Below are 21,285 nucleotides of genomic sequence, written 5' to 3' on the forward strand. Positions count from 1 at the left end.
CACGTGACGTCCTGTGATCGGAGACAACATGAAACATAATTTCCAAGTAGCCATCATTGGCGGTGGTATCGGCGGCGCGGCACTGGCCCGCAGTCTGGATCTGCTCGGCATCGATTATCACATGTTCGAACGCGCCTCGGCCTTGAGCGAAGTGGGTGCTGGCGTGCAGATGACGCCCAACGCCGTGAAGGTGCTTGAAGCGCTAGGGCTGGGACCGGATCTGGCGGCGGCAGGCTTCCTGCCAGAGGCCATGGTGGGATGGAATTGGCAGAGCGGAGAGGAGCTGTTCCGTACGCCGTTGCGTGAAGTATGCCCTCGAGTGTTCGGGGCCGAATTTTATCACGTTCATCGCGCCGACCTGCACACGATGCTGGCGAAAGATATCACACCTGAGCGCATCACGTTCGGTGTGTCCTGCACTGGGCTGCGTCAGCAGGCCGGGCGCACAATCGCCTGCTTCGACGACGGCAGCGAATATGCGGCCGATCTGGTGGTCGGCGCCGATGGCGTTCGTTCGGCTGTCCGCGCCGCGCTCTGGGGCCAGGAACCCGCGAGCTACACCGGACATATGTGCTGGCGCGCCCTCGTTCCGGTCGAACAGTTTCCGCTGCCTTTCGTCACGCCGACGTCTGCCTTCTGGATGGGACCGAAGGGGCACGTGGTGACCTATTACGTCAAGGGCGGCGCGATGGTGAACATCGTGGCCGTCAATGAGAACCACGACTGGGTCGAGGAGTCCTGGACCATCAAGAGCAGCCGGCAGGAGCTGCTCGATGGGTTCGCGGGCTGGAACGACAACCTGATCCGTCTGTTCGAGCTCACCAATCCCGACCAGATCTACAAATGGGGGCTGTTCGATCGCGATCCGATGCAACGCTGGTCGCGCGGCAATGCCACGCTGCTCGGCGATGGCGCGCATCCGATGCTGCCTTTCCTGTCGCAGGGCGCGGCCATGGCGGTCGAAGACGGCTATGTCCTCGCTCAGGCACTAAGCCACTTCGGCCCGGATGACCTCGCTGCGGCTCTCGATGCCTACGAGGCCGAGCGCCGTCCGCGGACCACGCGCGTTCAACTCGAAGCGCGCGAGCGGGGCCGCACATATCACCTGTCTTCGCCGGAAGAATCGAAGGCACGCGACCTCGCATTCAAGCTCGAGCAGGCGAAGAACCCCAACGCCGTCGGGATCAAGGCCGAGTGGGTCTACCAGTACGACGCCCGCACCTGCCGTGATCGCTTCGGCAAATCTCAGGTCCTGAGCGCTGCCTCCTGAGCAGCGCCCAGTCACACGGCATGCTTCAGATCGGCATTGGCCTGTTCGGTACGGTCGATCGTTGGGAGCCGCCGCCACCTTGTTCCAAGCAACCACAGACGTTTCACGATCGCATCACCCACCGGAGAAGGTAAGTCATGACCGAGCAAACGAGTTTTAGACACGTCCTACTGTCTGGCCTGGCGACGATTGCCATTGGAGCCTCGGTCCCGGCCAGGGCCGAGAACACCATCAAGATCGGCGAGATCAACAGCTACAAGTCCCAGCCGGTTTTCACCGACGGCTACAAGAAGGGCATGATGTTGGCGATTGACCAGATCAACGCCAAGGGCGGTGTGGCCGGGCGCAAGCTCGAGCTCATCACCCGCGATGACAACGCCAATCCCGGAGAGGCGATCCGCCAGGCGGAAGATCTGGTCACCCGCGAAAAGGTCGACATCCTTGCCGGCGCTTTCTACGCTCATATCGGCACCGCGCTGACCGACTATGCGAAGCAGAAGAAGCGCTTCATGCTGATCACCGAGGCGCTGAGCGATAACATCGTCTGGGCCGTCGGCAACAAGTACACATTCCGCTTGGATTCCTCGACCTACATGCTGGTTTCGTCGCTGGTCGACGAAGCGGTGAAATTGAAGAAGAAGCGCTGGGCGCTGATCTACCCGAACTATGAATTCGGCACCTCGGCCGCGTCGGCCTTCAAGAAATTGATGAAGGAGAAGCAGCCCGACGTCGAGTTCGTCGCCGAACAGGCGCCGCCGTTCAACAAGATCGATGCGGGCAGTGTAATCCAGGCGCTCTCCGACGCGAAGCCCGAAGCCACGTTTAATGCCTTGTTCGGCTCCGATCTCGCCCAGTTCATCCGCGAGGGCAATACGCGCGGCTATCTCGGCGAACAGATGCCGGTGTTCAGCATCATCACCGGTCAGCCCGAATATCTCGAGCCGCTGCGCGACGAGATTCCCAAGAACTGGATGGTCACCGGTTATCCCTGGTACAGCATCAAGACGCCGGCCCATCAGGAATTCCTGACCGAGTACCAAAAGAAGTACGGCAAGGAGAATCTGCGGTTCGGTTCGATCATCGGTTATTCCACGATCAAGGCCATCGCGGCCGGTGTCGCGGCATCCGACGGCAAGACCGACAGCGAATCGCTCGTCGCAGCGTTCGAAGGTCTCAATTTCGATACGCCGGACGGCAAGACCAGCTTCCGCAAGATTGATCATCAGGCGACCTGGGGCCTCTATGTCGGCAAGCTCGCTGTCGAGGACGGCAAAGGCGTGATGGTCGACTATCAATATGTACCAGGCGACAAGTTGCTGCCGTCGGACGACGAAGTGCGCAAGCTCCGTCCAGCTGACTAACCATATCCCGGGCGCCCTCCGATCGAGGGCGCCCGGTCGCGTTTGAACGTCACATCTGTCCCTAGCGAGACTGCCATGGATCTGTCTGCCTTCTTGGCTCAATTGTTGAACGGTCTGGCAGGGGCGTCGTCCCTGTTCCTGGTGGCGACCGGTCTGTCGCTGATTTTCGGCGTCACCCGGATCGTCAATTTTGCCCATGGCTCGTTCTTCATGCTTGGCATGTATGTGAGCTATTCGTTGGTCGAACGCATCGGCGTGGGGCCGTGGCGAGCGGTTGGCTTTTGGGGAGCGCTGGTGCTCGCAGCATTGGCTGTCGGACTGCTCGGCGCTCTGGTGGAAATTCTGTTGCTGCGTCGAATCTACAAGGCGCCCGAGCTGTTTCAGCTGCTGGCGACATTTGCGCTGGTTCTCGTCGTCAACGATGCCGCACTGTGGATCTGGGGACCGGAGGATCTGCTCGGTCGCCGTGCACCGGGACTGGAGGGCGCGATCCAGCTCTTCGGCCGTGCCTATCCGAGCTACAATCTGTTCCTGATCGTGATCGGTCCCGCGATTTTCGGTCTGCTCTGGATGCTGCTCACCAAGACGCGCTGGGGCGTCATGGTGCGGGCCGCCACCCATGACCGCGAGATGCTCGGCGCGCTCGGCGTCAATCAGGCGTGGCTGTTCACCGGCGTGTTTGCGCTCGGCTGCATGCTGGCCGGACTCGGCGGAGCCGTGCAGCTTCCGCGCCAGCCAGCGAGCCTCATCGTCGATATCTCGACGATCGGCGATGCATTCGTCGTCGTTGTCGTCGGCGGCATGGGCTCCATCCCCGGCGCCTTTCTGGCTTCGTTGCTGATTGCCGAAGTGAAAGCGATCTGCATCGGCATCGGTACGGTCCATCTCGCTGGAATCGAGATCTCGTTCTCCAAGCTCACGCTGGTGGTCGAGTTCCTGATCATGGCGGTGGTCCTTGTGATCCGGCCGTGGGGACTGATGGGACGGCCGCAGGCAAACAGTCGGAACTCGGCGCCGGTCGAGGCACCGCTGATGCCGGGCTCCAACTTGTTTCGCATGGCCGTCATTGGCGTGTTCCTGGTGATGGCGGTGTTGCCGCTGCTCGACAAGTCGCTGCCCTATGCCGCGGTGCTCGGTCAGGACATCCTTGTCGCGGCGCTGTTCGCGGTCAGTCTGCATTTCATGATGGGACCGGGCGGCATGCATTCCTTCGGGCATTCCGCCTATTACGGCCTCGGTGCCTATGGCGCGGCGGTTCTGGTGAAGCTGGCATTCATGCCGATGCCGCTCGCCATGCTGGCCGCGCCTTTGATGGCCGGTCTCGGGGCGCTGGTGTTCGGCTGGTTCTGCGTCCGGCTGTCGGGCGTCTATCTCGCAATGCTGACGCTGGCTTTTTCGCAGATCGTCTGGTCGGTCGTCTTCCAGTGGGATGCGGTCACCGGTGGCTCCAATGGTATGGTGGGCATCTGGCCGGCGGAGTGGCTGAGCGGAACGCGCTACTACTATCTCACGCTCGTGCTGGTCGGGCTCTCGGCCTACGCGCTGCGGCGGTTCGTGTTCGCGCCGTTCGGCTACGCGTTGCGGGCCGGGCGGGACTCGTCGCTGCGCGCCGAGGCCATCGGCATCGACGTAAAACTCGTGCAGTGGCTGGCCTTCACCATCGCTGGCGTGTTCGGCGGATTGGCCGGCACGCTCTATATTTTCTCCAAGGGCAGCGTGTCGCCGGATGTGATCTCGGTCAGCAAATCGGTCGACGGGCTCGTCATGGTTCTCCTGGGCGGCATTCAGTCACTCACGGGACCAGTGATCGGTGCGGCGGTGTTCGGCGTGCTGCAGGACTGGGTGATGCGCGCCACGGACTACTGGCGGGCGCTGTTCGGCGGCATCATCCTGTTCCTGGTGCTGGCGTTCCCTGAAGGTCTGGCAGGTATCTCGCGCCAGATCGAAAGCCTGTGGCAGCACTATCGACCGGCCGTGGGCGTCGTCCGTCGGGAGAAGCTGACATGAGCGGCGCACTGCTCGAAGTCCGCGACCTCCATATGGCGTTCGGCGGCGTCCGTGCCGTCGACGGGATCACCTTCGACCTTCAGCCCGGCGAATTGCTGGCGCTGATCGGCCCGAACGGGGCGGGAAAATCCACCACCTTCAATATGGTCAACGGCCAGCTGCGCGCCTCGGGCGGCTCCGTGCGCCTGGCCGATCAGGAGCTGGTCGGCATGAAGCCGCGCGCGATATGGCGTCTCGGCGTCGGACGCACGTTCCAGATTGCCGCGACGTTCGCGTCCTTCACGGTCATCGAGAATGTGCAGATGGCGGTGATGTCTCATCACAGGCAGACACTGTCGCTATGGCGTCCTGCGGCGAGCCGCTATCGCGATGACGCGATCGCGCTGCTCGAGCAGGTCGGCATGGACGCTCAGGCCGATCGTGCTTGCAGCGAGCTGGCCTATGGCGACGTCAAGCGCGTCGAACTCGCCATGGCCCTGGCGAACGATCCGCGGCTGCTGCTGATGGACGAGCCGACCGCCGGCATGGCGCCTCGCGAGCGCAACGAACTGATGGCCCTGACCAAGCGGCTGGTGGTCGAGCGCGGTATGGCCGTGCTGTTCACCGAGCACAGCATGGATGTCGTCTTCGCCCATGCCGACCGCATCATCGTGCTCGCCCGCGGCAAGCTGATCGCGGAAGGGGACGCCGAGGCAATTCGCAATCATCCCAAGGTCAAGGAAGTCTATTTCGGCAATGGCCTGACCTTCGAACATCCGCCGGAACCGGCCGTCGCGGCAAGGATACCCGCATGACCGCATCCGTAAATCCGATCCTGCTCGATGTCGCCGGCCTGAACGCCTGGTATGGCGCAGCCCACATCCTGTACGACGTCGCGCTCAATGTCCGCCGTGGCGAGGTCATCTCGCTGATGGGGCGCAATGGCGCCGGCAAATCCACCACGCTCAAGGCCATCATGGGCTTGCTGTCGCGCTGCGAGGGGCAGGTCAATTTTCTCGGCCAGGACATCGGCGGCAAGGCGCCTTTTCAGGTGGCGCGCATGGGACTTGGGTTCGTGCCCGAGGATCGGCGTATCTTTCCTGATTTGACGGTGACCGAGAATCTCGAAACCGGCAGGCAGGCGCCGCGTCGGTGGGCGGACGGAAGTGCCGCGCTCAACTGGACGCCCGGCGACCTCTACGAACTCTTCCCCAATCTCGGCCGGATGCAGGATCGGCGCGGCGGCCAGATGAGCGGTGGCGAACAGCAGATGCTCACGGTGGCCCGTACATTGATGGGCAATCCGCTACTGGTCCTGCTCGACGAACCGTCGGAAGGCGTCGCACCGGTGATCGTCGAACAGATGGCGCATATGATCCTGGCGCTCAAGGCACGCGGAGCAAGCATCCTGCTGTCTGAGCAGAATTTTCATTTTGCCCGCTTGGTTTCGGATCGTGCCTACGTACTTGAGAAGGGGCAAATTATGTACGAAGGTTCGATACAGGATCTGGCGCACAACAGCGAGATACAGCGCGCCTACCTCAGCGTCTGACGCTCGAAACTCTTGTGGCGCGATTCGAAGCAGGTTCGTCCGCGGACCGCGCATGCAGACCGGTTCGGCGCTGAGGCCGGTCGAGCCCACCAGCAGCATCCAGACGAGCAGCTCGGGATCTATCGATGGCCGCCCGGTCGCGCTGTAGAACGGTGCCAACTCGCTTCGAATGATTGACAGATCGACGAACCGATCGATGTTTCTCAGCATGTGAGCGGCTGGTACGTGTCGCTCCAACGAGAATTCGTAGAACAGAGCCGCCTGATCAGTCTGCCTTGGACCCATCATCGATTCAGCCTCCGCCGATATCGAGATTGAATCAGCGAAGGCGCGCCGCTTCAACTGGAGAGTTTTTCAACACAATCGGCGCAAAGCGCGCATGCTCGCATCATCGCAGCTAAGGTGAGCGCAGAGGCGTCCCCGCACTCCTTTAAAACGGCACTTCGTCGTCATCGGAGGAATCATCATTCGGGCGGTTCGCAGTCGTAGGAACGTCATGAAGCCGGACGTTTACATATTGGCGAATGCGACCTTCGATTTTGGCAATCCCCTTCTGCGGCAAATTTTGCGGTTTGAATTCAAAGAAGCCTTTGTTCAAATGTCGGACCGACATGGGCTCGCCGCCAGTAAGAGATTTGATCAAGCCCTCTTTCAGTCGAACCGCGCCTTCCGGCTCCGAGACACGAACCAGCCTTGCCCCGGGCAGTCGAGCGAGATCTGGGGTCGCTTGATCGCCCCGACGAATTCCTTCACCAACGAGCGATTCAAAGCCAAGAGTCTTCGCGTAGTCGCCCATTATCTGAGCGAGGATATCGACGAAAGTAGATTTCCCGTTTGCTCCGAGCCCATAGTTGAAGATCAAGCACTGCTCGCCAGTAAGTCCTGTCAGACCGTAGCCGTGATAGGTTTGCAGAAACGTCTGAATTGTGTGGTTCGGCTGAAAGCGGCCGAGAAAGGCATGAAAGCGCGGGCACTTAGCGTTAGGATCGTAGTCAATCGGAGCGATTTTTGAAAACGGTCACTTGCATCCTGCGCATGCAGAACCACGGAGCAGGTTCGTGCTCCGTTGTCCGGTTGAGCCAATAGCCGACCGCTGACGCACATGCGTCTTTCTGGGCTGTGGCAATTATCCAAGTCCACATCAGTGCAAGCCGACTGACATTTGCTAATATCGGTATAGCCAACTAGTCACCCAAACGCCGCGACATACCGGGCGATAGCTTGGTCGGCTAGGTCCGCCTGGCTGCGCTAACCACTTTCGTCCATGTCTCCGACGCCCACGAATAGTGGGGATCAAGCAAGGCCCACTCTTCATCGGTTAGCGTTATCTCGGACGCGAGCCGTTCAAGCATATCCGCAGCCTTGCCGTTGCGGCTGTCAGCCGGATAGGAGGCTTTCATCCTAAGTCGCCACTGAGCGGATTTGCCGAGTATGGAGGCAAGGTTGTCGCTGCAACTGTTTTCGTTGTTGATGGTCATTGGTCTTCTTTGATTTTGGGTACGGCGAAATTTCCGTCGTGGGGCCAGCAAAAAAGGACCGTGCTGGCGTCGGGATGGACTTGGTTCAACGTTCTTTAACGAGGCGGTGGTATTTAGATCTCGCTGCGACTCGTTCTGCGTACCGCAGGATTATTAGAATCCATTTTTGATTAGAGACCGAGCCGCGAACGGCGACGTCCGGCGTTTTGCCGACTTGGACCGAACCTCAACTGCGCTGGGTCAAATCTCGATTTTATTCGGGGACTGGTGCTAGCCATGGTGGAAGTAGAAAATCGCAAAGCGCGTCGCGTTACATTTGCGCGCGGCTTCGACGTGCACATCATGGCTATTGACGGCACGTGGCGGCGGGAGTGCATCTTAAAAGACGTTTCCGAGACCGGCGCTCAACTCATAACCAAATCGCCAATCAGCGGGTTGAACCTAAAAGAGTTCTTCATGCTTCTTTCAACCACGGGCCTCGCGTTTCGTCGTTGCGAGTTGGCTTGGGTGAACGGCGATCAACTTGGCGTGAATTTCCTGCGAGTCGGTAAGAAGGCGGCCCGGCCGGTCGATAGGCCGGACTGACCGTGTGCCTTTAATGGTATCTGTCGTGGCTGCTAATAGTGACCTTCGGCCCTGTAGTTGCTTGCCCATTCGGTCCAGCGCCTCACGGCAGCACGTTCAGTTCGACCTTTGAGGTTATGGGACGCTTTGACGTAGGTGCCGCTAGCAATCCAGACACTTTTCGACTTCTGATGGGTGACGACTTCGCACGGCACGCCCCAGACCAGCACTGAAAAATAAGTCACCCGAACCTCGATCAAAAAACCGACCATGTCATGGGAGCGACCGCTTGGACGTCACCTAAACAGGTGAGGCGGGATGAAACGTCAGGGAATGCGAAAGAGGATCGGCAGTTTGCAGATCGCTCGTAACCCATTGACCTCATTTGGCGTCGAAGGGATTTAGTTTGAAAAAATCATCAATGATTTCAATGATGCTCGCCGACTCTTAATCACCGGGTCCTAGGTTCGAGCCCTAGTGCGCCCACCAAAAAATCTCAACAGTCAGATTGTTAGAATTCGGTGGTCAGTCGTTCCGACCGGACGTGGTCCGTCATTCTGTTGGGTCACCTGCTTTGGTTCTTTCGCTGAGCCATCCATCTCAGCCGGACGACTAAGCCACGAGGGCCCAAAGTGTCGAAAACCCTTTGAGCCTCCTCGGCGCGCTGTAGCGACCTTTCTGGAGCTCTTTGCAAACCCGAGTGAAAACGCGGACCGAATTTTTCTATTGGTCCCGAGCCCTCTATGGGAAGTGGCCAGGTGGAACCGCCGGGATGCGTGCACGTTCCTACATCTGGAGAAACAGCATTCTGGTGCCGTCGTGCGGCGCGCTTTGCATTCAAGTCCAATCACGAAGCAGCAAATGGGAGTTTGTCGATGCTCAGCGCCTTCATCAACGGAAAAGATATCAAAACCGGTACCGTGATTTCTGTCGTCGCCAAATCAGTGGCGCCGGGAGAAACGCTTGCGCTCGAATATCCAAACAAAAGTCGGGTGTCAGGTAAGGTGATCTCAGCTTCGCACAGCGAGCTCGAATTGGAGATCAATTCGGAGGCCTGGCGGCTGCGTCCACACGCCCCGAGCGACAGCACCATCCACAATGACCTGTCCGATAAAGATACATCATTCTGGACGGTCCAGTCGAAGCTCTAGACTATTCGTCCTGGCCGCTTTCCGACCTCAGTGGCCTGGTTTGAAAACCGCGGTGGCCGAATTTAAGAAACGTTAGGGGCAGACGGGCCATTATCTGCAGATGAAGCTCTTTTTGTGGTTTTGCGCGGGGTCGGCGGCCGGGATTCTGGCGACGGTAATCTTGTGTCTAGCGCTCGTGCTGGGCGTCAGTCAGTTCGGAATACCCAACGATCATCCTGTGGTGAAGTACATGATCCATGGCATCGCAACGATATGCTGGGTGCTGGGAATAGGCGCCGGCCAGTATTTTCATTATCGGCACCAATCTGGTTTTAGGCTTCCCAAGCAGTAAGGCCGCCTCAGTGGGCGGCTCTTTCATTTCGGCGACCTGGGGGCGGATCGATGGATAGTCTCGAAGCCCACGCGCGGTTCGTTTAGGATCTTCGCCAGAGGATCGTGTTTCGGAGTCGTCCGTGGGGATGCCGTCGGTTTGTGCCGGCGCTCGACGACCATGGCGCGCTCGGCATGGGCCGCGCGCGAACCGTGCTCTTCAACAAAGCCGATCCTGGGTTCGTCGAGCAGCTTGGACTGCCATGCTTTTGTGTTCGTCATTCCGGCATTCTAGCCGATGGCGTGCGGCTCTGCAAAAGCCCGTGGGTGAGGCGGGTGGGGATCGTACGCGCAACGCCGCCCTGGGCGAAGTATGATCGCCCCGGCGACGTTGGCTAAACACTGGGCCCTCAAATCCCCAGTTCAAATTGGTACGATGGACGTGGCTGAAAGGTTCAAGGGAGCCAAAAAAAAACGCCCGCGGGTATCGAGCGGGTTATGGCGGTCTGCGGTTCGGCGATATGCCGCGAGACGTCGAGCATAGCCAAGACCCTACCAATGCAATGAAAACCCGCCGAGCTGCGCCGGCGGGGGTTCTTCTGCCTACTGGCGATACGGCTCGTCAGGGAGTGGTCCGAGCGGCCCGCGGCGTCGCTGCAGGCGCAGCGGTCCTGGTTTTCTGGATTGCCTGGCTGACCGGTAATTGCAGCACGATTGCCTTCTGCCCGGGCGTCAGGTCTGTGACGAGAACAATCCTGCCATTTGAGAATTCCAGCGCGTCGTGGTGATTATGATACTGGCCCATGTCAATTTGACGAAACCGGGCTAGTCGATCGTTGACGTTGCGGCGAAACACCCATCCATCGACTCGGACGTTTTCTTCAAAAGCGATCTCGGTGCCAGGGCGAAGGCATACCGCAACGTTTGGATCGTCGAAGCTTGCGAACCCTTTAGTCGTCGTCGAAGGAAATCTTGTCGATACCAACCTATCCGCTACCTCTGCGGGACGGTTAGCGACCGCATGCAGGCTGTAATCACACATGGATGCGCTCCTATGGACGGCCACCCAGCAAATGCTGCAACATCCGTGAACCACGTTGGTTGCAGCGCGGGGCAAAAAAAGCTTCCGGCCTAGGCGTAACCTCATTCTGACCGCGCCAAAATCCCAAGCCTAACGTCCAGATGGGCGCGTCCATGATCGCTTCGGCCTCTGACCGCCGCCTTCACGCGTCTGGTCGAAGCGCTGTGTTATCGTTTGTGAGTATGGAGCAGGGGCCGCCGTATCATTGCGCGGTCCCGGATACGCACGTCCGCGAAGTCCGGCAGGGTCATGCGTTCGTCGCCGGGCGTCGATCTTGGATTGAGGTCGATTAGCTGTAGAAGATACCGCCATCCACGTTGAGGGCCTGGCCCGTCACGAAGGCGGAATCGTCGGAGGCGAAGAATGCGACGGGGCCGACGACGTCTTCCGGCTCGCCGAGCCGATGTAGGTCGGTGATCTTCTCGAAATAGGTGACCCGCTCCGGATCGCGCAGATTGTTGCGGCCCATTTCGGTCAGGATGATGCCGGGGCATACGGCATTCACCGTGATGCCGTGGCCACCGAATTCCATCGACGACACCCGCGTGAAGCCGACCACAGCGGATTTCGATGCGGCATAGTGCGATTGGCCGGGGCCGCCGGTGCGTGCAGCCAGCGAGGCAATGTTGACGATGCGCCCGTAGCGGCGCTCTTTCATATGGACAACCATCGCCTGGGTCATCTGGAACACGCCGCGGACGTTCACGGCGAAGGTCTGGTCCCAGTGTTCGGGCGTGGTGTCTTCGATGCTCGCGAGACGTAGGATACCGGCATTGTTGACGAGAACATCGACATGGCCGAGACCCGCAACCGCTTCCGCAACCGAGCGCTGGCAATCCTCGAGCTTGCTGACATCGGCCAGAACCGGAATGCACTTGCCGCCGAGCTTCTTCACATCCGTGACGGTCTCCAGCAGCGTGCTCTCCTGCGCTGCGATGTCAGTCAGAGCGAGATTGTAGCCGCGCTTGGCGAGGCCAAGGGCGATGGCACGTCCGATTCCGCGGCTGGCGCCGGTAACGATGGCATGTCTGGTCATGTGATGTTCCTGCTTCTATGAAAGCTGTCGATGGATGGATTAGGCACCTGCGGCGCGGACGGGCAGCGTGTTCATCGCCTTGACCGTCTCCTCGAAGGACACGAGATTGGCGCCGGAACCGAGCCCCGTCGCGACGATGGCGGCGGTTGCTGTCGCCAGTTTTGCGCAGTCCAGCAGGTCCCAGTCGCGGACGAGGCCGGCGATGAAGCCGCCGGTATAGGAATCTCCGCAGCCGGAGGTGTCGCGCACCGTCACCTCGAACGCCGGCACCGTGAATTGCCGCCCGTCGCGCGTCATGATGAAAGAGCCGTGTTCGCCGAGCGAGATCGCGCAGGCACCGGCGCCCTTGCCGATGAAATACTGCGCGCAGGCCGCGGGGTCGTCGGTGCCGACCAGCGCGTGGGTCTCGTCGATGCTCGGCATGAAGAAGTCCGTATAGGGCATCAGCGGTTCGACCAGTGCCAGCGTCTCGCCGCGTGCCTGGATGAGATCGACGGTGGTGATGCAGCCGGCCGCCTTGGCATCGCGCAGCAGCGCCACCGTCGGCCCGCCGTCCATCGCCAGCAGCGAGCCGACGCCGCCAAGATGCAGCACCTTGCTGCGGCAGGCGGCTTTCTGCGCTTCGGGCGAAATCTTCCAGCGCGCGGAGGCGCCGCGCGCATGCAGCACCGGGCGCGAGCCGTCCGGACGGATCGGCAGGATGGTGGCGGAGGTCGGCACGTCGGCCATCCGCTCCATCACCGAAATATCGATGCCCTCGCGCTCCATCGCATTCAGCACCCAGTCGGCCTTCTCGTCGGCGCCGACCGCACCGACGGCGAGCGCCTTCAGCCCGAGGCGCGCGCAGGGCACCACGGTTCCACCCGCGGTGCCGGCGACCGTGAGCCGGATCTCATCGATCAATGCGCGGCCGCCGCCGGCCGGGATTTCAGTGACGGGGACGCCGAGGATGTCCAGGATGTAGGTGCCGCAGACGCTGACGTCGTGGGGATGGGCCATGTGGCAAGTCTCGCAATTGTTGGTGCTGGTTTGTTAGGTCGAGGTTTTCGGCGTGCCGTCGCTGTCGCGCAGGCCGTATTGTCCCCATCGCTTCAGGATGCTGTCGATCTCGGCATCCGGCAGCAGCGGCGGCGTGCCGAGTTGCAGACAGCCGTGATACTGCTTGGCGAGCACCTCGACCTCCACCGCAAGCCACATCGCCTTGCGCAGATTGGGGCCGATCGCGATCAGCCCGTGATGGGCGAGCAGGCAGGCGCGGCGATAGCGCAGCGCCTCCAGTGCCGCTTGCGACAATTCCGCGGTGCCATACTGCGCATAGGGCGCGCAGGGGATGTCGTTGCCGCCGGCCGCCGCGATCATGTAGTGGATCGCGGGAATTCTGCGGTTCATGATCGCGATGATCGTGCAGAAGATCGGATGCGCGTGCACGACGGCATTCGTTTCGGGCTTGGCCTTGAGAATGTCGAGATGAAAACGCCACTCCGTCGAGGGCACGCGGCCCTGCGGTGCCGTCCATGAGCCGTCCCACTTCATCGCGACGATGTCTTCCGGCCGCATGCCGTCATAGGGAACCCCGGACGGCGTCAGCAGGATGCCGTCCGGGGTGCGGACGCTGATATTGCCGGACGTGCCCTGATTGATACCGGCAGCCGACATTTCGTGGCAGGCATCGATGATGGCCTGCCGGGTTGCGACGTCTGCGGGGCTTGGATGCGTCACGGCCTATTTCCTCGAAAGTCGTCGCTGCGGCTCTTACCGGCCGCTGCAGGCGATCATTATATCCGGTGCGGGGCGGGTCAGCGCCCCATGGCGAAGAACTCGTCGTTCGGCCGCATGCTGGTGACATTCGCCAACCGGTTCGACATGCCGAAGAAGGCGGCGATGGCAGCGATATCCCAGACATCGTCCTCCGTGAAGTCGTGGCGCTTCAGCGCCTCGATATCGGCATCGCCGACTTCGTAAGCCTGCATCGAGACTTTCATGGCGAAATCGAGCATCGCGCGCTGCCGCGGCGTGATGTCGGCCTTGCGATAGTTCACCGCGATCTGGTCGGCAATCAGCGGGCTCTTGGCGCGGATGCGCAGGATGGCGCCATGCGCCACCACGCAATACTGGCACTGGTTGGCATTGCTGGTGGCCACCACGATCATCTCGCGCTCGGCCTTGGTGATCGGGCCTGGCTTGTCCATCAGCGCATCATGATAGGCGAAGAAGGCGCGGAATTCGTCGGGCCGATGCGCCAGCGTCAGGAACACGTTGGGCACGAAGCCGGATTTTTCCTGCACCGCGAGGATACGGGTGCGGATGTCTTCCGGCAGGCTGGAGATTTCGGGGACGGGGAAGCGGCTGATGGCTGGGGTGGTCATGATTTCTGTTTCCTCTTAGACGGTCGCGAGTGCAACCAGTCTGTCCTGGTATTCTTCAAAAGCGTCGCGTTGATCTGCAATATGGGGTTCGGCGCGGACCAGGCATGTATGCGCCGAGCAGCCCTGGCCGAATTGCGAGGTGCCGATGTCAAGCGTCAGCACGTTCGGATTGCCGGCGACTTCGAGACCGGTCTCAGCGCGCGGGGTGAACCAGGCGCCGGTCGGCAGCACCAGCACGCCGGAGCGCACGCTGTCGCTGACGTCAGCAGTGGCGAGACAGGCGCCGCGTGCATTCCAGATGCGGATGGTCTGTCCGTCGCTGATGCCGCGCGCCGCGGCGTCGTCGGGATGCAGCCGTGCCTGTTCGCGGCCGTTGCGCTTGTTGGCCACGCTGGCGACGCCGGTTTCTATCTGGCTGTGCAGCCGGCCGGCCGGTTGATGCGAGATCATGTGCAAGTCGGACGCATCGCTGCCGTTGCCGAGCCATTCCGCGGGCTCAACCCAGGCCGGATGCGACGGACAATCGGCATAACCGAGCCGGGCGAGGGTCTCGCTGCCGAGCACGATCTTACCGCTTTCGGTTTTGAGCGCATGCGCCTCGGGATCGATACGAAAGTCGGCGAGGAAAGTGTGGTCGGCGCGCACCGGGCAGCGCGCGTAGCCGTCCTGCCAGAATGTCTCGAAGTCGGGCATGTCGAAGCCGAGCCGCTCGGCGGCGTCCTGCCGGCTCGCCTCGTAGAGATGACGGACCCAGCCCATTTCGTCGCGACCTTCGTTGAAGCGGTCGGCAACGCCGAGCTTGCCCGCGATGCGGTCGAAAATCTCGAAGTCGGGCAGCGAGTCTCCGACCGGCTTGATGGCCTGCTTCATCGCGATGATGAAGTCGGAGCGCCTGTTGCCAGCGAGGTCATTGCGTTCGATCGATGTGGTCGCCGGCAGCACGATATCGGCGCGCTGCGCCGTCGCGGTGAACATCGGATCCTGAACGATGATGGTCTCGGGCCGTGTCCAGGCTTCGGACAGCCGGTTGAGATCCTGATGGTGATGATAGGGATTGCCGCCGGCCCAGTAGACCAGCCTCGTGTCCGGATAGGTTCGCGTCTCGCCCTCATAGGTGAAGGTCGCGCCGGGATTGAGCAGCATGTCGCTGATACGTGCCACCGGGATGAAGCTGTCGATCGCGCGCGTCAGTTGCGAGATGGCCGGTGACTTGCCGAGATTGAAGGGTGAGCCGACGCCGCCCAGCGAGGCATAGCCGTAGCCGACACCGCCGCCCGGCAGCCCGATCTGGCCGACGATGGAGGCGAGGCCGAGCGCGGCCCAGAACGGCTGCTCGCCATGATGCGCGCGCTGCAGGCTCCAGCTCACGGTGAGCATGCTGCGGGTATCGACGAGGCGTCGCGCCAGCTGGCGGATGCCATCGGCATCGAGCCCGCAGATCTCCGCGGCCCAGGCTGCATCCTTGCGGATGCCATCCGACAAGCCGTCGAGATAGCCGAGCAGTTGCTCGGCGCCGCTGGTGCAGCGATCAAGGAAATCCCGGGCGTGCCGGCCTGCCTTCACGATCTCGCCGGCGAGGCCGAGCATCAGCGCGGTGTCAGTGTTCGGGCGGATCGGCCACCATTCGGCATCGACCCAATCCGGCATATCGTCCTTCAGCGGCGAGACGTGAACGATGCGGATGCCGCGCTCGGCGATTTTCCTGAGATAGGATTCGAGGCGGTGGGTGCCGATGCCACCGGCCTCGGTCTGCGCAGTGCGCGGCGATAGCGCGCCGAACACCACAAGCGTGTCGGTGTGTGCGGCTATGGTGTCGAGCGTATTGGCCTGGCCGTCGCAAGCATCCGAGCTTCCCAGCGTATGGCGCAGGATCACCGGGCCTGCAGCAATGGAATACGTATCCACATGCCGGGTGAAGCCGCCGACCAGATTGAGCATGCGCTTGAGCAAAGACGACGCATGATGCAGGCGGCCCGAATTGGTCCAGCCGTAGGAGCCCGCGAAGATCGACGCATTGCCATGAGTGCTGGAGACGCGGCGGATTTCGTCGGTCACCAGCGTGGTCGCCTCATCCCAGCTGACGGGCACAAACTTCTCCGCGCCGCGCTTGCGCCGATCGCTGTGCTCGCGCTTGTCGAGCCAGCCGGAGCGCACCATCGGATGCAGAACGCGGCGTTCAGGATTGGCCCATTCCGGCACCGAATGGATGATCGGCGAGGGGGCGGGATCATGGGCGAATGGCTCGATGCCCACGATCTGCTCGTCCTGCACGAGGATCGTATAGGCGCCCCAGTGGCTGCAATGCGGGATCCGCTTGATCTCACTCACGCATCGTCTCCGTGTCGTTGCTCGCTGGTCCTGTCAGGATGCATGGGACAGCGGCCGTTCGATCTCGCGCCGCATCTGCGCGGCGAAGTCCGGATAGGTTTCGGCGACCTCGTCGTAAACGCGCCCGCGCAGCAAAGCCAGCGTCTGCGGATCCGGCAGCGCGGTCTGTTGCGGCTGGCTTTCATGGGCGAACTGGAAGCCGGTGGCGTCCTTGATACCTGCGAGGTCGTGTCCGGGATGGACGCTCTGCAGGTCGAAGCCCGGACACCTCTTGTCGAAGCGGAACAGCGCCTTGCCGGTCAACAGCGCGATCGGGCCGCCACTGCGGTAAACGCCATCGTCGCTGACGCCGGGCGCGCTGATGAAATCCACCTTCTCGACCAGAGCACGCCGCGTGTGCTCCTCGCGAAACAAGATCACGCGCGGCACGACGTAATACAGATAGGCCGATCCGAACGAGCCGGGCCAGCGCACTTGCGTCTGCGGATAGTCGCCGGTGCCCACCAGATTGACATTGCCGCGGCCGTCGATTTGGCCGCCTCCGAGGAAGAAGGCATCGATACGGCCCTGGCCGGCGCAATCGAACAGTTCGGCCGAGCCGTTGGTGAAGAAATTATGCTCCACCGATCCGAGGATCGAGATGCGCGGGCCTTTCTCGCCGGCCTGCTGCTTCAGAGCCCGCAGCAGCATGGCGCCGGCCGCGGGGATCGGTGAGGACGCACCGACAGCGACATGCCGGACGCCGTCGAGCAGTCTGGCGATGGTGCAGATCAGGATCTCGCGCGGGTGAACCTCGCTCATCATGCGGGCTCCATCTGTGCGTTCGTCATGTAGTCGGCAAAACCCTCGGCGCTGCGCGCTGCGCGCGCATAGCGCAGGATCTCGGCCGTGTCGGTCGGATATTCGCCCCACAGGCCGTAGGGCCACGCGCCCTTCGGCGCGACGGCGATTTCGGTGACATAGAGCGCCGGCAGCACGCCCGCCGCGCTCATTTCGCTGGCGAGCAGGCTTTCATCCACGATGCGCTCGACAGTGACAAGCGTGGTGGCCGATGCATAGGCCATCGCGGCGAGTTCGCGGCGTCGCCCGATCCACACATTGCCGAATCGGTCGGCCATCGGTGCGTGGAAGATCGTGATGTCCGGTTTGATCGCGGGGATGAGCACGATGGGATCGCCGCCATCCGCCAGCGGATTGTCGATGACGCGCCAGTCGCTGCGGTGGCGCAGCAGGTCACTGCCGATCAGTCCGCGCATCGGCATGAATGGGCTGCCTTTCTGCGCGGCCATCAGGCCGGCATGGATCGCGGGGCAGGTGGCGTCCTTCAATGCGATCGCGCCGTCCTTGACGGCTGCGTTGAAGCGCGGCGCGCCGCCGGCTTCGCCGAGCGATACGGCGCTGGTCTCGACCGACCGAACCAGACCGGCACCGACGAGTTGGTCCACCTGGAGGCCACCGGTCGGCACGCAGACGAGATCGAGATTGCGCGTGTTGCGCTCCATGATCGGGCGCGTCATCGCCATCGAGACGCCGGCATAATCCACCGGCAGCGCCAGCCGGATTCCCGGCTCCACATACTTCGCCAACGCGCGAAGATCGCTCACCACAATTCGCCTCCCCGATTTTATTGTTCTATATTGTAGAACGTCGTTCTAAATAAAGTTAGTCGCGCCGCGCCGCGGCTGTCAATCCGTTTGTGTCGCGAAGCGCTTTGCCCATAGGGGAAAATGCAAACCCGTCGGTAAGTCGATGATGACCGGCGCGTCGTCGCATCGCGCATTCACTTGACAAGACGATGCGTCACGCCAACAATAATTGGAATAACGTCTCATAATATAGAACGACCAGGGAGGTTGATGATGGCTGAGCCATTGGCGCTGCGCGTGGGATATCCCGGCGCGGGTGTTCCGGCATCGCAGTCGGGCGACGCAAGCGAGCGTCAAGTCATCGGTTCGCGCATTGCAGTTCGCGATGCTGAGAAACGTTACGGCCAGTTCCATGCCGTCAATCGTATCAATCTCGATATCGAACCCGGCGAATTCATCACGCTGCTCGGCCCGTCCGGCAGCGGCAAGACCACATTGCTGAACCTGCTGGCCGGTTTCCAGAGCCTCGACGGCGGCGAGATTCTCGTGGACGGCAGGCCGGTGCACAACGTGCCCACGCATAAGCGCGGATTCGGCATGGTGTTCCAGAGCTATGCGCTGTTTCCCAACATGACGGTGACACAGAATGTCGCGTTCCCGCTGCGCATGGCCGGCGTTGATCGCGCCACCACCGAGCGGCGCGTCGCCGAGACGCTGGAAATCATGCGCCTGTCGGATCATGCGAACAAATCGCCGTCGGAAATGTCCGGCGGACAGCAGCAGCGCGTCGCGATTGCGCGCGCCATCGTGATGCGGCCGAAGGTCGTGCTGATGGACGAGCCGCTCAGCGCGCTCGACCGCCGGCTGCGCGAATCGATCCAGATCGAGATACGCGATCTGCACCAGACGATCGGCAGCACGATCCTGTTCGTGACGCATGATCAGGGCGAAGCGCTTACCATGAGCGATCGCATCGCCGTGCTGGATGCAGGCAAGATCGTGCAGATCGGCCGCCCACTCGAGATCTATCGCCACCCGTCCAATCGTTTCGTGGCGTCGTTCGTCGGCGAGAGCAATCTGATCGAAGCCGAGATCATGCAGAAGCGCGGCACCGCAGTGACGCTGAAGAACCGCGCCGGCTATGTGTTCGATGCCGAGAGCCGTGACGCCATCGATGTCGGTCGCGTTACCGTGCTGGTGCGGCCCGAGCGCATCGCGATCGCCAACGAGCCGACCGCAAGCTCGACGCCGGTGACTGTGACGTCGGCGATCTTCCTCGGCGAAATCCTGCGCATCGAGGCGCAGATGGACGGCGGCGACACGCTGCTGATCCGCTGCACCGACACCGCCATGCGGCCGCTGCCCGATGTCGGCGATCGCCTGCATGTGAGCTGGGGGCCGGAAGACTGCTGGGTTCTGACATGACGACGATCTCGCTGTCCGAGGAGCCACGGCATCAGGCGAGTTCCAGCCTGGCCATGAAGCTCAAGAACCCCGCGCTGCTGCTGCTGCCCGCGGTCGCTTTCCTGTCGTTCATCTATCTGCTGCCGCTGATCGATCTCATTCGCATCAGCATCAGCGGGCCAAGCTGGCTGACCTATTTCCAGCGCGTCTTTGCGGTGCCGCTCTATTGGGAATCGCTGGTCCAGACCATGCAGATCTCGGTCACGGTCGCATTCCTGTGCCTGCTGTTCGGCTATCCCACCGCGCTGCTGATTTATCGCACCCGCGGCATCACCCGTGCTCTGATCGCCACCGCGATCGTGCTGCCATACTTCATCGCGATCCTGATCCGCACCTATGCCTGGATGGTGCTGCTCGGCCGCAATGGCCCGGTCAACAAGTTCCTGGTGTCGATCGGTATCCTGAGCGAGCCGGTCCAGTTGCTGTTTCACCGCGGCACCGTGCTAATGGGCATGACGGCGGTGCTGCTGCCGCTGATGGTGCTGACCATCTATTCGAGCGTGTCGCGGCTGGATCCCGGCCTGACCCGCGCGGCGCTGGCCAGCGGCGCCGGCCCCATCGCCGTGTTCTGGCGGGTATTGCTTCCGTTGACGCTGCCCGGTATCGGCGCCGGCTTCCTGCTGGTGTTTGTCGCCGCGATCGGCTTCTTCATCACGCCGACGCTGCTCGGTGGGCCGGGCGACCAGATGTTCGCCATGCATATCACGCAGCAGGCGGACTCGGTGACGTCGGAAGGCTTCCTTCAGGCACTGGGCGTCGTGCTGCTGTTGATCACGCTGCTGGTGGTCGCCATCGCCGGACGTTTTCTTGGCCTGGAATTCATCTGGGGCGGGCGCAAGCTCACCGAGACGACAGCAGGGAAGGCCGCGCTAGCGGCAACGTCCGGCACCGCACGTCGCAGCTTCGGCAGCGCATTCGCTGACGCCATCGGCTGGCCGCTGCTCCGGCTATTCGGCATGCTCCCGGCCAGTTGCGGCGCATGGACGGTCCGTCTGATGGGCGGCGTGGTGGTCGCGCTTCTGATCCTGCCCATTATCGTGGTCATGATCATCTCGTTCAGCAGCGCCAGCTATCTGACCTTCCCGCCGCCGGGCTTCTCGCTGCGCTGGTACGAGCAGTTCTTCTCCGACACCAACTGGATGCGTGCGTTCTGGACATCTGCGCTGATCGCGGCAGTCTCGGCCTTCATTGCGGTCGGTCTCGGCACATGCGCGGCACTGGGCATCGTCAGGGGTAATGTGCGCGGCAAATCTGTGATCATGCTGCTGCTGGTCAGCCCGATCATCGTACCGCCGGTGGTGCTCGGCCTGTCGCTTTACACGCTGTTCCTGAAGTTCGACCTGGTCGGCTCGGTGTTCGGCCTTGCGGCGGCCCATGCCATCGGCGGTTTGCCGATTGTGGTGGTGATCCTGTCTGCTGCGCTACAGAGCGTGGACTCGCGGCTCGAACAGGCCGCCTCTGTCCATGGCGCGTCGTCGCTCACGGTGCTGCGGCTGGTGACGCTGCCGGCGATTGCGCCGGGCCTTGCGGCCGCGACCTTCTTTGCATTCCTGCATTCGTTCGACGAATTGGTGCTGACCTTGTTCCTGTCGAGCGCGCAGCTGAAGACGCTTCCATTGATGCTGTGGGGCGACATCAATTACCGGCTCAATCCGGTACTGGCCGTCGTGTCCACGCTCGAAGTGCTGCTGGTCGTGGGAGGACTGTTCCTCGCCCGGCCAGTGCTCGCAACGTCGCAAAAAGCGACCTGATG

21 protein-coding genes and 1 pseudogene are annotated in these 21,285 nt (G+C 61.9%); 9 read left to right on the forward strand and 13 right to left on the reverse strand.

Annotated elements, in window-relative coordinates; all coding sequences use genetic code 11:
• Positions 1–28: 28 nt before the first annotated feature.
• The 5 genes from AB8B20_RS30810 (at position 29) to AB8B20_RS30830 (ending at position 6,169) form a co-directional block, all read left to right on the forward strand.
• Positions 29–1,270, forward strand: a complete 1,242-nt coding sequence (locus AB8B20_RS30810) for an FAD-dependent monooxygenase (RefSeq protein WP_439070879.1) — start codon at positions 29–31, stop codon at positions 1,268–1,270.
• 137 nt (positions 1,271–1,407) lie between these two features.
• A complete protein-coding gene (locus AB8B20_RS30815; RefSeq protein WP_439070880.1) occupies positions 1,408–2,631 on the forward strand; it encodes an ABC transporter substrate-binding protein in 1,224 nt (407 codons plus the stop codon).
• 75 nt (positions 2,632–2,706) lie between these two features.
• Positions 2,707–4,638: an ABC transporter permease gene (locus AB8B20_RS30820; RefSeq protein ID WP_439070881.1), complete on the forward strand. Its 1,932-nt coding sequence runs from the start codon at positions 2,707–2,709 to the stop codon at positions 4,636–4,638.
• Positions 4,635–5,432, forward strand: a complete 798-nt coding sequence (locus tag AB8B20_RS30825) for an ABC transporter ATP-binding protein (RefSeq protein WP_439070882.1) — start codon at positions 4,635–4,637, stop codon at positions 5,430–5,432. Before AB8B20_RS30820 ends, AB8B20_RS30825 begins: the two co-directional genes overlap by 4 nt.
• 17 nt (positions 5,433–5,449) lie before the next feature.
• The gene (locus AB8B20_RS30830) at positions 5,450–6,169 is read left to right on the forward strand and encodes an ABC transporter ATP-binding protein (RefSeq protein ID WP_439062729.1); all 720 of its coding nucleotides are present in this window, start codon (positions 5,450–5,452) and stop codon (positions 6,167–6,169) included.
• Between the two features lie 84 nt (positions 6,170–6,253).
• Here the strand turns inward: AB8B20_RS30830 and AB8B20_RS30835 are convergent.
• The 3 genes and pseudogenes from AB8B20_RS30835 to AB8B20_RS30845 all read right to left on the reverse strand — a co-directional run.
• Positions 6,254–6,457, reverse strand: a pseudogene (locus tag AB8B20_RS30835) (IS5/IS1182 family transposase); the annotation flags it as partial.
• A 142-nt stretch (positions 6,458–6,599) separates the two neighbouring features.
• Positions 6,600–7,175, reverse strand: a complete 576-nt coding sequence (locus AB8B20_RS30840) for a phage/plasmid primase, P4 family (RefSeq protein ID WP_439072988.1) — start codon at positions 7,173–7,175, stop codon at positions 6,600–6,602.
• 223 nt (positions 7,176–7,398) lie between these two features.
• Complete coding sequence (locus AB8B20_RS30845; protein ID WP_439070883.1) at positions 7,399–7,647, reverse strand: hypothetical protein; 249 nt, start codon at positions 7,645–7,647, stop codon at positions 7,399–7,401.
• Positions 7,648–7,923: 276 nt separating this feature from the next.
• On the opposite strand from AB8B20_RS30845, the gene AB8B20_RS30850 reads away from it, so the two are divergent.
• Positions 7,924–8,232, forward strand: a complete 309-nt coding sequence (locus tag AB8B20_RS30850) for a PilZ domain-containing protein (protein WP_439070884.1) — start codon at positions 7,924–7,926, stop codon at positions 8,230–8,232.
• Between the two features lie 32 nt (positions 8,233–8,264).
• Here AB8B20_RS30850 and AB8B20_RS30855 read toward each other — a convergent pair whose 3' ends face one another.
• Positions 8,265–8,456, reverse strand: a complete 192-nt coding sequence (locus tag AB8B20_RS30855; RefSeq protein WP_441253339.1) for a hypothetical protein — start codon at positions 8,454–8,456, stop codon at positions 8,265–8,267.
• A gap of 630 nt (positions 8,457–9,086) precedes the next feature.
• On the opposite strand from AB8B20_RS30855, the gene AB8B20_RS30860 reads away from it, so the two are divergent.
• Positions 9,087–9,362: a hypothetical protein gene (locus tag AB8B20_RS30860; protein WP_439070885.1), complete on the forward strand. Its 276-nt coding sequence runs from the start codon at positions 9,087–9,089 to the stop codon at positions 9,360–9,362.
• Between the two features lie 354 nt (positions 9,363–9,716).
• On the opposite strand, the gene AB8B20_RS30865 is transcribed toward AB8B20_RS30860, so the two are convergent.
• The 9 genes from AB8B20_RS30865 to AB8B20_RS30905 form a co-directional block, all read right to left on the reverse strand.
• Complete coding sequence (locus AB8B20_RS30865) at positions 9,717–9,953, reverse strand: hypothetical protein (protein WP_439070886.1); 237 nt, start codon at positions 9,951–9,953, stop codon at positions 9,717–9,719.
• Positions 9,954–10,293: 340 nt separating this feature from the next.
• A complete protein-coding gene (locus AB8B20_RS30870; protein ID WP_439070887.1) occupies positions 10,294–10,713 on the reverse strand; it encodes a hypothetical protein in 420 nt (139 codons plus the stop codon).
• Positions 10,714–11,041: 328 nt separating this feature from the next.
• Positions 11,042–11,788 (reverse strand): SDR family NAD(P)-dependent oxidoreductase, encoded by a 747-nt coding sequence (locus tag AB8B20_RS30875; protein WP_439070888.1) that lies wholly within the window; start codon positions 11,786–11,788, stop codon positions 11,042–11,044.
• 39 nt (positions 11,789–11,827) lie between these two features.
• On the reverse strand, positions 11,828–12,787 hold the full coding sequence (locus AB8B20_RS30880) for a sugar kinase (RefSeq protein ID WP_439070889.1): 960 nt from the start codon (positions 12,785–12,787) through the stop codon (positions 11,828–11,830).
• Between the two features lie 33 nt (positions 12,788–12,820).
• Positions 12,821–13,507 carry a class II aldolase/adducin family protein gene (locus AB8B20_RS30885; protein ID WP_439070890.1) on the reverse strand — a complete coding sequence of 229 codons (687 nt, stop codon included), beginning with the start codon at positions 13,505–13,507 and terminating at the stop codon, positions 12,821–12,823.
• Between the two features lie 77 nt (positions 13,508–13,584).
• Positions 13,585–14,154 carry a peroxidase-related enzyme gene (locus AB8B20_RS30890; RefSeq protein ID WP_439070891.1) on the reverse strand — a complete coding sequence of 190 codons (570 nt, stop codon included), beginning with the start codon at positions 14,152–14,154 and terminating at the stop codon, positions 13,585–13,587.
• A 15-nt stretch (positions 14,155–14,169) separates the two neighbouring features.
• A complete protein-coding gene (locus AB8B20_RS30895; RefSeq protein WP_439070892.1) occupies positions 14,170–16,482 on the reverse strand; it encodes a molybdopterin-dependent oxidoreductase in 2,313 nt (770 codons plus the stop codon).
• A gap of 33 nt (positions 16,483–16,515) precedes the next feature.
• Positions 16,516–17,283 (reverse strand): CoA-transferase, encoded by a 768-nt coding sequence (locus AB8B20_RS30900; protein WP_439070893.1) that lies wholly within the window; start codon positions 17,281–17,283, stop codon positions 16,516–16,518.
• On the reverse strand, positions 17,283–18,089 hold the full coding sequence (locus AB8B20_RS30905; protein WP_439070894.1) for a CoA transferase subunit A: 807 nt from the start codon (positions 18,087–18,089) through the stop codon (positions 17,283–17,285). Before AB8B20_RS30905 ends, AB8B20_RS30900 begins: the two co-directional genes overlap by 1 nt.
• 252 nt (positions 18,090–18,341) lie before the next feature.
• Between AB8B20_RS30905 and AB8B20_RS30910 the strand changes: the two genes are divergently transcribed.
• Positions 18,342–19,493 carry an ABC transporter ATP-binding protein gene (locus AB8B20_RS30910; protein WP_439070895.1) on the forward strand — a complete coding sequence of 384 codons (1,152 nt, stop codon included), beginning with the start codon at positions 18,342–18,344 and terminating at the stop codon, positions 19,491–19,493.
• Positions 19,490–21,283 (forward strand): ABC transporter permease subunit, encoded by a 1,794-nt coding sequence (locus tag AB8B20_RS30915; RefSeq protein ID WP_439070896.1) that lies wholly within the window; start codon positions 19,490–19,492, stop codon positions 21,281–21,283. The genes AB8B20_RS30910 and AB8B20_RS30915 overlap by 4 nt, the downstream gene beginning before the upstream one ends.
• The last annotated feature ends 2 nt before the right edge of the window (positions 21,284–21,285 follow it).

Source organism: Tardiphaga sp. 866_E4_N1_4 (genome assembly GCF_052076075.1).
Classification (GTDB): domain Bacteria; phylum Pseudomonadota; class Alphaproteobacteria; order Rhizobiales; family Xanthobacteraceae; genus Tardiphaga; species Tardiphaga robiniae.

Bases quoted from the DNA above. Each gene is read 5' to 3' on its own strand.
- AB8B20_RS30810 (WP_439070879.1), top strand. From the start codon at position 29: ATGAAACATAATTTCCAAGTAGCCATCATTGGCGGTGGTATCGGCGGC.
- AB8B20_RS30815 (WP_439070880.1), top strand. From the start codon at position 1,408: ATGACCGAGCAAACGAGTTTTAGACACGTCCTACTGTCTGGCCTGGCG.
- AB8B20_RS30820 (WP_439070881.1), top strand. From the start codon at position 2,707: ATGGATCTGTCTGCCTTCTTGGCTCAATTGTTGAACGGTCTGGCAGGG.
- AB8B20_RS30825 (WP_439070882.1), top strand. From the start codon at position 4,635: ATGAGCGGCGCACTGCTCGAAGTCCGCGACCTCCATATGGCGTTCGGC.
- AB8B20_RS30845 (WP_439070883.1), bottom strand. From the start codon at position 7,647: ATGACCATCAACAACGAAAACAGTTGCAGCGACAACCTTGCCTCCATA.
- AB8B20_RS30850 (WP_439070884.1), top strand. From the start codon at position 7,924: ATGGTGGAAGTAGAAAATCGCAAAGCGCGTCGCGTTACATTTGCGCGC.
- AB8B20_RS30860 (WP_439070885.1), top strand. From the start codon at position 9,087: ATGCTCAGCGCCTTCATCAACGGAAAAGATATCAAAACCGGTACCGTG.
- AB8B20_RS30865 (WP_439070886.1), bottom strand. From the start codon at position 9,953: ATGACGAACACAAAAGCATGGCAGTCCAAGCTGCTCGACGAACCCAGG.
- AB8B20_RS30870 (WP_439070887.1), bottom strand. From the start codon at position 10,713: ATGTGTGATTACAGCCTGCATGCGGTCGCTAACCGTCCCGCAGAGGTA.
- AB8B20_RS30875 (WP_439070888.1), bottom strand. From the start codon at position 11,788: ATGACCAGACATGCCATCGTTACCGGCGCCAGCCGCGGAATCGGACGT.
- AB8B20_RS30880 (WP_439070889.1), bottom strand. From the start codon at position 12,787: ATGGCCCATCCCCACGACGTCAGCGTCTGCGGCACCTACATCCTGGAC.
- AB8B20_RS30890 (WP_439070891.1), bottom strand. From the start codon at position 14,154: ATGACCACCCCAGCCATCAGCCGCTTCCCCGTCCCCGAAATCTCCAGC.
- AB8B20_RS30900 (WP_439070893.1), bottom strand. From the start codon at position 17,283: ATGAGCGAGGTTCACCCGCGCGAGATCCTGATCTGCACCATCGCCAGA.
- AB8B20_RS30910 (WP_439070895.1), top strand. From the start codon at position 18,342: ATGGCTGAGCCATTGGCGCTGCGCGTGGGATATCCCGGCGCGGGTGTT.
- AB8B20_RS30915 (WP_439070896.1), top strand. From the start codon at position 19,490: ATGACGACGATCTCGCTGTCCGAGGAGCCACGGCATCAGGCGAGTTCC.